The organism is Rhizobium sp. 11_C7_N12_5, assembly GCF_051811145.1.
GTDB lineage: Bacteria > Pseudomonadota > Alphaproteobacteria > Rhizobiales > Rhizobiaceae > Rhizobium > Rhizobium lusitanum.
The window spans coordinates 1,172,109-1,185,196 of the sequence record NZ_JBPWPY010000002.1; the positions used below are offsets into that span (position 1 = coordinate 1,172,109).

Below are 13,088 nucleotides of genomic sequence, written 5' to 3' on the forward strand. Positions count from 1 at the left end.
GTCTCTGCTGCCCCGGCACGGTTGCCGGGGCAGTTTTCGTCAATGAGTTGCGGTGTCGACCAACAGGGGCAACTGATGTTTAAGAAGAACCTGGCAGCCAAGCTGACGCTTGTGCCCAGCGCCGTGGTCATCGCCGTTTGTTTCTACGGCACGATCCTCTGGACGCTTTATATCTCGCTGACGCATTCGACGATGCTGCCGAACTATAAGTTCTACGGCTTCGGCCAGTATGCGACGCTGCTGTCCATGCCGCGCTGGCATACGGCCTTTGCCAATATGCTGATCTTCGGCAGCCTCTTCATTGTCGGCTCGCTCGTCATCGGCACGACGCTTGCCGCATTGCTCGATCGCAACGTCAAGGCGGAAGGCCTCTTCCGCGTCTTCTTTCTCTATCCGCTGTCCATGTCTTTCGTCGTCACTGGCCTTGCCTGGCAATGGCTCTTGAACCCCACCACTGGCGTCGAAGCCCTGGTGCGCAGCTTCGGCTGGCAGGATTTCAGCTTCAACTGGCTGGCAAGCCCGGAAAAAGCGATCTACGCCGTTTCGATCGCCGCCATCTGGCAGTCCTCGGGGCTCGTCATGGCCATCATGCTGGCTGGCCTGCGCGGCATCGACAGCGACATCTGGAAAGCAACCAAAATCGACGGCATTCCCGTCTGGCGCTCCTATATCAGCATCGTGCTGCCGATGCTGCGGCCGCTAATCCTCACCTGCGTCATCCTGCTGGCGACCGCCGTGGTCAAAAGCTACGACCTCGTCGTCGCCATGACCGGCGGTGGCCCCGGCATCAGCACCGATGTCCCCGGCAAGTTCGTGGTCGACCTGCTGTTCCAGCGAGCCAATATCAGCACGGCCGCCGCTGCCGCAATGCTGATGCTGCTGACCGTGATCTGCGCGCTTTCGCCCTATGTCTACATCGAGCTCAAGAGGCAGAAGCGATGACTGCGACCCCTCTCGCCCCCACCCTCGTCTATACCGTGCCGCGCTCCAGCAGCATACGGCCTGGCCGCATACTCCTCTACGTCATCCTTTCGCTGGCGCTGGTCTATTATGCGATCCCGCTGTTGCTGGTGATCTCGACGTCGTTGAAAACCGCTGAGGAGCTGCGCAACGGCAATATCTTCACCCTACCCCAAAGCCTGAATTTCGATGCCTGGACGAAGGCGTGGATGACGGCCTGCACCGGGATCGAATGCAACGGTATTCACGGCAATTTCTGGAATTCCGTCGAAATCGTCGTTCCGAGTGTCATCCTCTCGATCCTATTCGGAGCGCTCACCGGCTTCGCCCTGTCACAATGGCAGTCGAAGCTCAGCCGCGTCATCCTGCTTTCTCTGATGCTCGGCGCCTTCATCCCCTACCAGGTCATCCTCTATCCGCTGGTGCGCATCTTCAGCAGTGTCGGCCTCTACGGGACGCTCCCGGGGATCATCCTGATTCACATCATTTTCGGGCTGCCCTACATGGCGCTGCTTTTCTTCAATTTCTACCAGGGCGTACCGCCGGAACTTTCGAAGGCAGCCAAGATGGACGGCGCCGGCTTCTTCACGATCTTCTTCGAGATCATGCTGCCGATGTCGGTCAACGTCCTCGTCGTCGCCATCATCATGCAGGCGACCGGCATCTGGAACGACTTCCTGCTGGGCCTGATCTTTGCCGGGCGAGACCACCTGCCGATGACGGTACAGCTGAACAACATCGTCAATACAACGACCGGCGTCAAAGAGTATAATGTGAATATGGCCGCGACCTTCCTGACCGCGCTGCCGCCGCTTCTCATCTACATTCTCTCCGGACGCTATTTTGCGCGCGGCCTCGCAGCCGGCGCAGTGAAGGGCTAATGCAATGACACAGATTTCCGTTATCGAAGCCAACAAGTCCTTCGGGCCGCAGCACATCCTCCGCGATATCAATCTCCACGTCGACAGCGGCGAGTTCATCGTGCTGCTCGGTTCCTCCGGCTGCGGCAAGTCTACGTTGCTCAACGTCATTGCCGGCCTTGAGGATCTCGACACTGGCAGGATCATCGCCGGCGACCAGGACGTGACGAACGTCGATTCCAGCCGTCGCAACATGTCGATGGTGTTCCAGTCCTACGCGCTCTATCCGACGATGACTGTGCGTAGAAACCTCGGCTTTGGACTGCGCGTCAACAAGGTGCCGAAGGCCGAAATCGCCAAGCGTGTCGAATGGGCTGCCAACCTGCTACAGCTGACGCCGCTTCTCGACCGTCGTCCCTCGCAGCTCTCCGGCGGCCAGCGCCAGCGCGTGGCGATCGGCCGTGCTCTCGTGCGCCGCAGCCCGGTCTGCCTGTTCGACGAGCCGCTCTCCAACCTCGATGCCAAGCTGCGCACCGAAATGCGTCTGGAAATCAAAAAGCTGCACCAGGAGCTGCGCAGCACGATCGTCTACGTAACCCATGATCAGATCGAGGCCATGACGCTGGCCACGCGGGTTGCCGTCATGAAGGGTGGCAAGATCGAGCAGTATGCCACGCCGGACGAACTCTACGAGAAGCCCGAAACCCTCTTCGTCGCTGGCTTCGTCGGTTCGCCCAGTATGAACCTGCTTTCCGCCTGCATCCATATCGAGGACGGCGAACCCATGGCGATATTCGGCGACCGCCAGCTGCCCATCGATGCCTACCCGTTCCGCCAGCCGGCCGTAAACGGCCAGGAGATCGTCATCGGCTTCCGGCCGGAAGAAGTTCAGCTTGCCGATGACCGCACGACACTGCCGACGCTCTTTGCGCCGATCACCTTCATAGAGCCGATGGGCGCCGATACGCTCGTGTGGTTTGCCTTTGGCGAACAGAAATTCTCGGTCCGCCTCCCCTCAGCCAAGGCCCGTGGCCTGTCGGGGGAAGTGAGACTCGCCTTCAATGCGAGCAGCGCCTCGATCTTCTCGAAGGAAAGCGAGCAGCGCCTCTAGGAAGAGGCCAGGACAGCCGACGTTCCGCCGGCTGTTCTTCTCCACTCAGCTTAGTTGCTCGATCAAGCGATCCATCATGGCGTCGCAGCGCTGCAATTCGGCCTCCTCGATATATTCATCCGCCTGATGGCCCTGGTCCATATTGCCAGGGCCGATCACGACGGTCTCCAGCCCCAACCTTGTGGCAAACAGGCCCGCCTCGGTGCCGAAGGAGACCTTCGTGGTCGGTGCCTGACCGAACAATCGTCTGATTAAGCTGGCCGCGGGCCCATCCACCGGAGCTGAAAGCCCGGGATAGGCATTGCGGACCTCGATTTCCGTTTTGGCCCCGGCCGCCGCGCGAATGCGGGAGAGGATTTCCCCGACATCGTCCTCGGCGAGATGGCGGATCTCGAAATCGACAGACGCGCGCTCGGCAACGATATTGAGCACTTCGCCGCCAGCGATCCTGCCAGTGTGCACCGTGGTATAGGGGATATCGTAATCCGCATCGCGGCGCCCGCTCGCGGCGATGTCCCGCTGCTCATCGCGCAGCACGCTAACGAAGTCGCAGGCGAGATGGATCGCATTGACGAAACGCGGCGCCAGGGAGGAATGGCCAGCCTCGCCGCGGAACCGGGCCTGCGCCGCCATCTTCCCCTTGTGGCCAAGCGCGATCGCCATGGACGTCGGCTCTCCGACGATACAGAGCGCCGCCTTGAACCGTTCTCTGGCCAGCACGTCGATCAGCGAGCGGACACCGACGCAACCGATCTCCTCGTCATGCGAAAAGGCTATATGAAGCGGCCGCTTCAGGGCAGCGGCATCAAGTCGGCTCGCCGCCGATAAAGTACTGGCGAGAAAGCCTTTCATGTCCGTCGAGCCGCGGCCATGAAGACGTGTCCCGCGCCGTGTCAGCCGGAATGGGTCCGACATCCAGACCTGGGTGGCGGCTGGGACGACATCGGTATGGCCCGACAACATGATACCATCATCTCCCCGAGGACCGATGGACGCGAAGAGATTGGCCTTGCTGCCGCTGCCGTCAGGAACGAGGCGGCATTCAAAGCCGCGCTCCGTCAGATAACTCCGGGCAAAATCGATCAGCGGCAAGTTACTGTCGGCGCTGACGGTGGGATAGGCGACGAGGCGGTCGAGCAATTCAAGCGTGTTCAAGACATACTCCAGAAAAACACGAAGGCCCGCATGGGTTGCGAGCCTTCCATTTCATTCCATCTCGACCTGTGTACTAGTGCACCAACGTTTCTTCATCGGCCATGGTCTGGTTGATGTCGGCTAGCAATGCCGCGATATCGGCCTTCGGGAACGCCTGGCGGAAGCGCCGGTCGAAGGTGGTGAACATGCCGAAGAACGAGTTCGCGCAGTGCTCGAGCATGCGGTCCGCCTCGGCCTCGCCGATGGATAGCTGCTTCTGCAGGAACTGGTTGAACTTCGCCCGGGCAATTGGATTGGCCAGGATGAAGACCGGCTGCGTATCCCACTTCACCTCGCGATGGCGCGAGGCACGCGAACGAATTTGCAGCGGCTCCTGCAGGTGAATGTTGCGCGAAGACGAGCCAACTTCGATCTGGACGGCGTCGTCATCCAGTATCCAGCGGCCCTTGCCGGAATCATAGAGCATGAAATCGGCGGCCGGGACGGTGAGCGTCACGCGCTTCGACTGGCCGGGTTCCAAATGCACCTTGGCGAAAGACTTCAGTTCGCGCTTCGGGCGCTGCAGCCGCGGCTTGCCATAGCTGACGTAGAGCTGCGCGGCCTCCTTGCCGGCGACAGTGCCGGCGTTGGTGATCGTGAAGCTCGCCACGACCTCCTCACCTGCGTTGAGCGCAGAGCGGTCGAGTGTCAGATCAGAGTAGGCAAAGCTCGTGTAGCTGAGGCCGAAACCGAAGGGATATTCCGGCTCGATTTCCCGTGCATCATACCAGCGATACCCGACATGGATACCCTCGCTGTAGTAATGACGGCCATTCTCGCCGGGGTAGCTTAGGTAGGATGGCATGTCCTGCATGCGCTTCGGGAAGGTGGTCGTCAGCTTGCCCGACGGATTCGCGATACCGAAGAGGATATCGGCGATGCCGCCGCCGGTCGCCTGGCCGGAGAAGAACATCTCGACAATCGACTTCACTTCCGGGATCCACGGCAGAACCACGGCATCCGGGCTCGCTATGGCAACGACAACATTCGGATTGACGGCCGCCACTGCGCTGACGAGCGCATCATGGCCCGGCGCCAGGGCAAGCGTCGTGCGGTCGGAACCTTCGCCGTCATAGCCGTTCTCGGTGCACACGAAGATGACGACGACATCGGCACCGCGCGCGCCTTCCACGGCTTCCGCAATCAGCGTGGCCCGCTCGCTCTCGACCTCGCTGGTACCGCGATACTGGTCGACCTTGATCGCATTGCCGGCCAGCTTGACGATCTCGTCGATCGGCACATCGACCAGCGTCGGCGTTGTCGTTGCGCAGCCCGAACCCTGGATGACGGGAACACCGGCGCCCTCGCCAATGACCACCATCCGCTTGACCTTTGAAGGGGTGATCGGCAGCAGCTGGTCATCGTTCTTCAGAAGAACCATAGATTCGCGGCCATGCGGCGGGCAAGCTTGTGATGGGCGTCGCGGTCGAACACGGTATCGCGACGCTCGCCGAGCTTGCCTGCACGCACCAGCGCGAGCACGTGGGCACAGGCCTCGTCGACGGCAGCCATGTCTACCTTGCCAGCCTCGATGGCTTCGAGCAGATCGCTCTTGCGGGTTTCGCTTTCCGGCATGTCGAGCTCGTTGCCGGCCTTCAGCGAGGCGGGGCGATCCTTGATGCCGTGCCAATCGGACACGACAAGACCTTCATAGCCCCACTCTTCGCGCAACACCTTGGTCAGAAGCCAATGATCCTCGGCGGCCTGAACACCGTTCAGACGATTGTAGGAGCTCATGACCGTCCAGGGATTGCTCTTTTCGATCGCCCGCTGGAAACCCTTGAGATAGATTTCGCGCAGCGCACGCTCGTCGACAACCGAGTCCATCGAGGTACGCTCGACCTCGGAATTGTTGCAGGCAAAGTGCTTCAATGAGGCGCCGACGCCATTCTCCTGCAGACCATTAATGACACCTGCTGCGAAATCACCGCTGATGACGGGATCTTCGCCATAATATTCATAGGAGCGGCCGCCGAGTGGCGTGCGGCGGATATTGATCCCCGGTCCTAGCAGCAGATGAACGCCGAACTCCTGGCATTCCATAGCGAGCGCCGTGCCGAGTTCATGGGCCATATCAACATCCCAGGAGCAGCCCAGGCTGGAGCCGTTGGGAAAGCAGGTCGCCTGCTTCATGGCGCCCCATGCCACCTCGACATGGCTGGCCCGCTGACCGACCACATTGAGAAAGGCCGAGAAGTCGACACCTCCAGCTTGGTCATTGTCGATCTGATGGATGGAATAGCGCACGCCATAGGTGCCATCAGTCATGACGATATTGGGAATGCCGAGACGTTCGATCGCCTTCGTCTTCCACATGCGGTGCCCGGCCAGAAGGGCGACCTTCTCCTCGTTCGTCATTTCCGCGATCAGCGCCGCAAAGTCGCCACTCATAAGCTTGTCTGAATTCACGTCATGTCTCCAAAATGGGTCGGATATTGGCAGTCTCCGGAGGACGGTTGCTCTAGATCGCAAAGGTTAGATCATGGCCGGAGCTCGATCACGTTGAATGATCATGGCATTGACCTGATCACAGTGAAATAATGCATTTCCGAAGCCGCGCTTCATCAAAAGCTTGGCAGGCGCAATCAGCTCGGTACCCTGCGCCGTTCCATGATCGGAGCGACCATTCCAGGTATGTAGGAATCGGACACACACGACTTGCAATGCTGTTCGAACATCTCGATCAATCGAGGCTTTCGATTTTGCTTCAGGGTAAAGACCCCAATGACCATCGGTTTCTGGTTGCCGGATATCGGCACACGGACAACCGTCCTACCGTCCATTGCCAGTTGCGACCGAGGCCGAACATTTGCGATCGTATAGCCGTAACCATTCGCCACCATTGTGCGAATGACGTCCTGGTAAGCGGAACGCATGGCGATGGAGGGTTCGACGCCCGATTTCGCAAAGAGACCTAAGAAATATTCACGGCTGATGGGCAGATCCAGCAAGATGAGCGGCAAATCGGCCAATTCATCTAAGCTGACAGATGGGTATCGAGCGAAAGGATGAGATTCTCCAACGAGGATATGTGGAGGCAGCGTTGCAAGCGGCGTAAAGTCGAAATCATCCGTGATGAGGAGATCATAACTGATTGCCACATCGATTTCCGCCCGCTGGAGCTTTCCCAGCAACTCTTCGTGATCGCTGACTGTCTGAATAATGCGCGTTTCTGGGAAAGCTGTGGTGAAGGAGTGCGAAAGCTCCGGCATGACCATAGAAGCTAGTGTCACCATACATCCGAGCGAAAGCTGGCCGCGGACCTTCTCGTTGACTTCCGATGCCACCGTGTAGATATTCTCGGCCTGCTCGACCAGCTGTTTTGCTTCGGCCAGCATGAGGCGGCCTGCCGGCGTCAACGAAAGACCTTTTGCATGGTGGCGGACAAAGAGCTGCGTTTGCAGTTCCGTTTCCAAATGGGTAATCGCCGTCGAAATCGATGGCTGGGAAATATTCAGTCGTTCGGATGCGAGGGTGATACTTCCTGTCTCCGCAGTCGCAATGAAATATTCGATCTGGCGGAGCGTGTATCTCATAGGCTCATAATATCTCTGCTAGCTGGAAGAACAAGCAGCGGGAGACCGCATTATTCATCGCCAGGCACCCCAAAGGATGGGGCAGCGTTGGGATCAAGCGCTCGCTTAACGTAGTCTTCCATTTGCGGCTCATAAACCGCCCAGAGATCCTGGAGGGCCTCGATCGGCTGATCGTGCCAGTCCACGCGGAGATCGACAATGGGCCAAGCAACCTTGTGGACAACCTTCAGCCCCGCCGAGCGAACGGGGCCCGCCTCTCCGCCTGCTTTGAGGCCGGCCGCCAATGCGTTCAAGAGGCGCGATGGCAGGCCACCGCTTGAAGCTTCAAAGGCAGCAATCATCTGCTGGGGTACGCCGGTATTCGAGAGGAGGTTACCTGCTGCGATGCAGCCCTCGCCCTTCGCCATCGCGTGGGTTCCGAGCGTACGCTCGCCAGAGTGCCCGGCGACATGTCCGCGAGCATCAACGATTGCCAGCTGCCGATAGTCGGCAAAGGGAGTCGATGCCACTAGCCGGCCAAGTGCTTCTTCCGCCGTTGCGCCCGTTGCCAGCATCTCCAGACCCGAGAAGCCAAGGCTCGGATCGGTGATGTTCTGGCTGGCCACACCCCCCGCACCGGCGCGCGCATGAGAACAGCGCGCCGCAACGGCCGGCGAGGAGGAGGAGATGGCGATACCGAACATGCCGGTCTCGGCGCAGCGGGCAGCGATAGAAAAGGTCATCGGCTCACGGCACCTTATTCGGGAATGACAGCAATCGCGTCGACTTCCACCAGCCACTCGGGCCGAGCGAGCGCGGAGACAACAATACCCGTCGAAACTGGGAAAACGCCCTTGAGCCACCTGCCGACAACGCGGTAGACGGCCTCGCGATAGCGCGGATCGACGATGTAGATGGTGATCTTGCAGATGTGATCGAGCGACGAGCCGGCTTCCTGAAGAAGCATCTCGATGTTGGCCATGGCTTGTTCGGTCTGGCCATTGACGTCGCCGATTGCAACGCTGGCGGACGTGTCGAGGTCCTGGCCGATCTGGCCCCGCACGAAAACCATCGTGCCCTTGGCAACGACCGTCTGGCAGAGATCATTATCCAGCTTCTGCTCGGGGTAGGTATCCTTGGTATTGAACTTGCGTATGCGGGTATGGGCCATTGTCGGGTTCCTCGTCTGGGGAAAATTCTTCTATCCTGCCGCGGCCTGAGTTCACCCGGCCTTCTGACCGGAAGGCCGGTATTCGTTGTACTTGCGCTGGGTGGAGATGCGGTCGGCGATATGCTTCGCGTCGTGCCAGACACCCCAGATGAAGCTCGATCCTCGCCGCGACTGCCAGGGCAGACCAAGGAAATAGATACCGCGCTCAGCCGACACGCCGCGCTGGTGTTTCGGACGGCCATGCTCGTCGAAGACATCCAGTTTCAGCCAGCTGTAGTCGGAGGAGAAGCCAGTTGCCCAGATGATCGTCGTGATGCCAGCTTGCCACAGATCGAGATTAAGGATCGGTTTCGCGACGCAATCGGGCTGCGGTTCGATACGGCGCGCTTCGGGATCTTCCGGCAGGTCGATGCCGTTTCTTGCCACGTATGCATCCGCCTCATCAAGCAGCGCCATGTAGCTGGCATCGCCGCGATCCAGGTTCATGGCGAGATCGTCCGAAAAACTTAGGCTTGTTCCGTTGAAGGCCACTGTTCGGCCGAGCAGGATCATGCCCTTTCGGGCAAGGCGGCGGAAATCGATGGTATAGCCGCCGCGCGCGCCACTAACGGCGATCGTCACGTGCTCCGTTCCCGGACCGGGCGTTTCCATATCCCATTTTCCGAGAACGCCGAGCCACCAGCAGAAGTCACGACCGCGGTAGGCGCGCGGCGGGCGATCATGCGGTCCGACGGAGAGATAGACCTTGCGGCCGCAGAGCATAAGCTCTTCAGCAATCTGGGTTCCAGAAGAGCCGGCGCCGATGACGAGAACGGCTCCTTCGGCGAGTTGGGCGGGATTTCGATACTTAGTGGAATGCATCTGGGTAATACCCGGAGTATTCGCGATCAGGTCGGGAATGGCGGGTACCTGGAAGGCACCCGTTGCAGCAACCACGTTTTGTGCTTCGATCACGCCTTGCGAGGTTTCAACGCGGAAACCGGGGCGGCCGACATGACGCTCGACACTCTTCACCTCGACGCCGCAGCGGACAGGGGCTTCGATCTGCCTAGCATAGGCCTCGAAATAGTCGGCTACGGCATCCTTGGTCGGAAAGCTATCCGGATCGCAGTCCGGGAACTCCATTCCGGGGAAACGGTCGTGCCAGGCAGGGCCGTTGGCAACCAGCGAGTCCCACCGCTCGGAACGCCAGCGCTCGGCGATACGGCTACGCTCGAGGACGAGGTGTGATACACCGGCCTTGCCTAGGTGCTCACTCATCGCGACGCCGGCTTGGCCGGCACCCACAACGAGAGTGTCCACGGTCTCAACTGACATTACTTGCGTCCTTTTCCCTTAAAGGCTTTATGCGGATTTCGACATCCGGTGTAGTTCACAGCCCTGACGGAGAAAATTACGTTTTTAGTTTGCAATGATTAGGCTGCCGCTAAGCCGCCGGGTTGGGATTCGTTTCGCCTAAAGCTAAGAACGCTCCACGCCCATGCTCGAGAAGATCCGGACCGTCGATTCTGAACTTCCCGGCTCTTGAGATCCCATCAGGGGTGAGTAGCGGCCTGCACGGTGGCAGAGTGAGGTCGCTTCTGTAACGGGCTTTAGCGAGTCAATCCCTTTTGAGCCTAATCCCTCGCCGAGTGCTTGCTTCTGTCCGCAGTCGACGCGGGGTCGCTGCTTTATGGGGTCTGCTGAGGACCGGTTGGCCAATCTAGAAACGCGCAGTCCACTGGGGCTGCTTACCTCACTGCGGCCTAACCCATCCATCGTCCCGGCGAAGGGACCTTGCTCCGGGGGGCTGATGGTATGGCCCGCCCGAAAGCCTGTCTTGTTACATCCTTCCTCCTCAGCCGGCCATGGCTGGCGCTGCCTTGCGAGGAAGGAAGTTGGTTCCGTCCCTGAGCATGCGGTGCAACACCACCGCCAGCTTGCGGGCCAGTGCAACGCGCGCCTTTCTGGGTCCCGCCCGTCTTGCGACCGCCAGCGCCCAAGTCTTAAGATCCGAGCCTTTGACCGGCCGGGTCAGGATGACGTTGGCCGCCTCGTAGAGCGCGGTTCGCACACCCACATCGCCGATCTTCGAGATGCGACCACTGTAGTCGGTCTCGCCCGATTGATACTTCTTCGGTGTCAATCCGAAATGCGGCCCCACCGCTCGTGATGTTCGGAAACGCTCAGGCGCGTCGACGGCCGCCGCGAATGTTAGTGCCACCAGGACGCCGACGCCCGGCGTCGTCATCAACCGACGGGCTTTGTCGTCCTGACGGGCGATGACACGCAACTTGCGTTCGAAACAGGCAAATTCGTCCGCAAGCGCGTCGCGCGCTTTCAACAGCGACGCGGCAATCGCCTCCAAGGTCGGATGACCTTCGATCAGTTCGCAGATCCGTGCCGCATAGGTGCGTCGCGTCGTCGGTCCCACCTTAAGGCCGAAGCCGCGTAGAATGCCGCGGATGCTCATCTCGATGTCATGAAGTTTCCCCTGGATCAGTTTGCGGGCTGTCAGCAGCGCGCGCACCTCTTGGGCGGCAAGAGATTTGCAGTGGACCGGCCTGAACCAACCAAGCCGCATCAACTGCGCAATGCCCCGCGCATCCTTCTTGTCGGTCTTCACCGGCATCGTCTTGAAGGCCGCACGCACGTGCCGCGTCTCGATCAGCTCGACCGCCAGACCCGTCTTCGCCATCCCGGCATAAAGCCATTGCGACAGGGGGCCAGCCTCAAGGCCGATCCGCTCCATGGCCACGCCGTGCTCGGCAAACCAGGCGGTCAGCGCATCGGGCTCGCTGAGGAGCTTCGCTTCCCGCACGATGCGACCATCCGCATCCACCACGCACACACTCGAGTATTCCAATGATACGTCGATGCCGGCATACTGCTTCATGGTCGTCTCTCCGTGATGCTATGGAGCAGGCCACTCCTGACTCCGCGACACCATCATTGTGAGGGACGACCACCAAAGCACCAAACCTTCAAACTCGGCTGGCTGGGCTCCGCCCGTTACACCATCTAGAAAACTCTCTGGAGGCCAACCATGCCGATGACAGCAGATCAATCTCAAGCGCAGACCGCTACTCTCGTCGATCTTGGCGCAATTTTCGTCTCGTTGGAATTAAGTAAGTCAACATGGCTGGTGACGGCTCTGTCACCTGGCAGCGAAAAGATGTCCCGCCACAGCATCAGTGGAGGCGATATCGCCGGTTTGTTTGCATGCTTCGCCGCACTTCGCCAGAAGGTCAAACGGCGAAAGAACACATTGTACCCATTGGTCGTGATCCAAGAGGTCGGGCTGGATGGCTTCTGGTTAGGACGAGTGCTGAGCAAGGAAGCTTGGATAGAGAGCCACATTGTCGAGGCCGCATCGATTGCCATGCCGCGCCGGCATCGCCGGGCGAAGACCGACCGTATCGACGGTGAGACGCTGATCCGGGCTTTGATTGCGTGGAAACGTGGCGAGCCTCGTGCGTGCTCAATGGTCAGGCTTCTCACACCCGAGGAAGACGACAACCGACGGATCGGGCGGGAGCGGAAAACTCTGATTGCCGAGCGCGTCTTCCACGTCAATCGCATTAAAGGACTACTCTTCGCGCAAGGAATACGGGAGTACGAACCTGTCAATCGAGATCGCCGCCAACGTCTGGATGAGCTTCGAACTGGCGATGGGCGTCCGCTATCAAAACACCTGAAGGCCGAAGTCTGCAGAGAACTTGACCGCCTCGAGTTGTTGCTCACACAAATCAAGGCTGTAGAAGCCGAGCGAGATGCCTTGATCGTCCGCGAGACGTCGGAGACACCGAAGGAAGCGACCGCTCTTTTGGGCATCAAAGGAATAGGGCCGGAATTCGCTACGATACTTTACACCGAAGGACTGTTCCGACACTTCGACAACCGACGCCAAATCGCATCGTACGCAGGCCTTGCCCCCTCCCCTTGGCAAAGCGGTAACATCAACCGCGAACAGGGCGTGTCTAAGGCGGGAAATCCTCGTTTGCGAGCCACTATGGTCGAGCTCGCCTGGCTCTGGTTGCGGCATCAACCGAAATCGACATTAACGCTATGGTTCAAAGAGCGCATTGCTCGCAACGCCGGCCGCTTAAAGACGCCGATGATCGTGGCGCTCGCGCGTAAGCTGCTCGTGGCTCTATGGAAGTATGTGAGCTCCGGTGTCGTGATCGAAGGTGCGACCATGAAAACCGCTTGAAGCTGGAATGTGTGAAACGAAAATTCGAATCCTCAGGACCTGATCAGTCCTGGCGGATCCAGGTGAACGGACCGGGAATCCTTTT

Annotated in this window: 10 protein-coding genes and 1 pseudogene; 4 read left to right on the top strand and 7 right to left on the bottom strand. The window is 59.6% G+C overall.

Features of this window, described 5'->3' with window-relative positions:
• Positions 1–75: 75 nt before the first annotated feature.
• From AB8B29_RS24555 to AB8B29_RS24565, 3 genes are read left to right on the top strand one after another with little or no spacing between them, the layout of a single operon-like run.
• Positions 76–942 (top strand): carbohydrate ABC transporter permease, encoded by an 867-nt coding sequence (locus AB8B29_RS24555; protein ID WP_037199122.1) that lies wholly within the window; start codon positions 76–78, stop codon positions 940–942.
• Positions 939–1,841 carry a carbohydrate ABC transporter permease gene (locus tag AB8B29_RS24560; RefSeq protein ID WP_037199123.1) on the top strand — a complete coding sequence of 301 codons (903 nt, stop codon included), beginning with the start codon at positions 939–941 and terminating at the stop codon, positions 1,839–1,841. The genes AB8B29_RS24555 and AB8B29_RS24560 overlap by 4 nt, the downstream gene beginning before the upstream one ends.
• Positions 1,842–1,845: 4 nt before the next feature.
• Positions 1,846–2,931: an ABC transporter ATP-binding protein gene (locus AB8B29_RS24565; RefSeq protein WP_047640200.1), complete on the top strand. Its 1,086-nt coding sequence runs from the start codon at positions 1,846–1,848 to the stop codon at positions 2,929–2,931.
• A gap of 45 nt (positions 2,932–2,976) precedes the next feature.
• Here AB8B29_RS24565 and argE read toward each other — a convergent pair whose 3' ends face one another.
• From argE to AB8B29_RS24600, 7 genes and pseudogenes are all read right to left on the bottom strand, one after another.
• Positions 2,977–4,086: an acetylornithine deacetylase gene (argE, locus tag AB8B29_RS24570; RefSeq protein WP_439006758.1), complete on the bottom strand. Its 1,110-nt coding sequence runs from the start codon at positions 4,084–4,086 to the stop codon at positions 2,977–2,979.
• A gap of 73 nt (positions 4,087–4,159) precedes the next feature.
• Positions 4,160–6,516, bottom strand: a pseudogene (locus tag AB8B29_RS24575) (beta-glucosidase).
• Positions 6,517–6,710: 194 nt separating this feature from the next.
• Positions 6,711–7,661: a LysR family transcriptional regulator gene (locus tag AB8B29_RS24580; RefSeq protein ID WP_037199129.1), complete on the bottom strand. Its 951-nt coding sequence runs from the start codon at positions 7,659–7,661 to the stop codon at positions 6,711–6,713.
• A 50-nt stretch (positions 7,662–7,711) separates the two neighbouring features.
• Positions 7,712–8,383 (bottom strand): DUF1028 domain-containing protein, encoded by a 672-nt coding sequence (locus AB8B29_RS24585; RefSeq protein ID WP_439006759.1) that lies wholly within the window; start codon positions 8,381–8,383, stop codon positions 7,712–7,714.
• A gap of 14 nt (positions 8,384–8,397) precedes the next feature.
• The gene (locus AB8B29_RS24590) at positions 8,398–8,811 is read right to left on the bottom strand and encodes a RidA family protein (protein WP_037199132.1); all 414 of its coding nucleotides are present in this window, start codon (positions 8,809–8,811) and stop codon (positions 8,398–8,400) included.
• Between the two features lie 51 nt (positions 8,812–8,862).
• On the bottom strand, positions 8,863–10,128 hold the full coding sequence (locus tag AB8B29_RS24595; RefSeq protein ID WP_037199134.1) for a flavin-containing monooxygenase: 1,266 nt from the start codon (positions 10,126–10,128) through the stop codon (positions 8,863–8,865).
• A 520-nt stretch (positions 10,129–10,648) separates the two neighbouring features.
• Entirely contained in the window at positions 10,649–11,686 is a 1,038-nt protein-coding gene (locus AB8B29_RS24600; protein ID WP_439006760.1) for an IS110 family transposase, read from the bottom strand.
• 150 nt (positions 11,687–11,836) lie between these two features.
• Here AB8B29_RS24600 and AB8B29_RS24605 point away from each other — a divergent pair, with 150 nt between their 5' ends.
• Positions 11,837–13,003 carry an IS110 family transposase gene (locus tag AB8B29_RS24605; protein WP_439006761.1) on the top strand — a complete coding sequence of 389 codons (1,167 nt, stop codon included), beginning with the start codon at positions 11,837–11,839 and terminating at the stop codon, positions 13,001–13,003.
• Positions 13,004–13,088 lie beyond the last annotated feature (85 nt).

Bases quoted from the DNA above. Each gene is read 5' to 3' on its own strand.
- AB8B29_RS24585 (WP_439006759.1), bottom strand. From the start codon at position 8,383: ATGACCTTTTCTATCGCTGCCCGCTGCGCCGAGACCGGCATGTTCGGT.
- AB8B29_RS24605 (WP_439006761.1), top strand. From the start codon at position 11,837: ATGCCGATGACAGCAGATCAATCTCAAGCGCAGACCGCTACTCTCGTC.
- AB8B29_RS24590 (WP_037199132.1), bottom strand. From the start codon at position 8,811: ATGGCCCATACCCGCATACGCAAGTTCAATACCAAGGATACCTACCCC.
- AB8B29_RS24595 (WP_037199134.1), bottom strand. From the start codon at position 10,128: ATGTCAGTTGAGACCGTGGACACTCTCGTTGTGGGTGCCGGCCAAGCC.
- AB8B29_RS24555 (WP_037199122.1), top strand. From the start codon at position 76: ATGTTTAAGAAGAACCTGGCAGCCAAGCTGACGCTTGTGCCCAGCGCC.
- AB8B29_RS24600 (WP_439006760.1), bottom strand. From the start codon at position 11,686: ATGAAGCAGTATGCCGGCATCGACGTATCATTGGAATACTCGAGTGTG.
- AB8B29_RS24560 (WP_037199123.1), top strand. From the start codon at position 939: ATGACTGCGACCCCTCTCGCCCCCACCCTCGTCTATACCGTGCCGCGC.
- AB8B29_RS24580 (WP_037199129.1), bottom strand. From the start codon at position 7,661: ATGAGATACACGCTCCGCCAGATCGAATATTTCATTGCGACTGCGGAG.
- AB8B29_RS24565 (WP_047640200.1), top strand. From the start codon at position 1,846: ATGACACAGATTTCCGTTATCGAAGCCAACAAGTCCTTCGGGCCGCAG.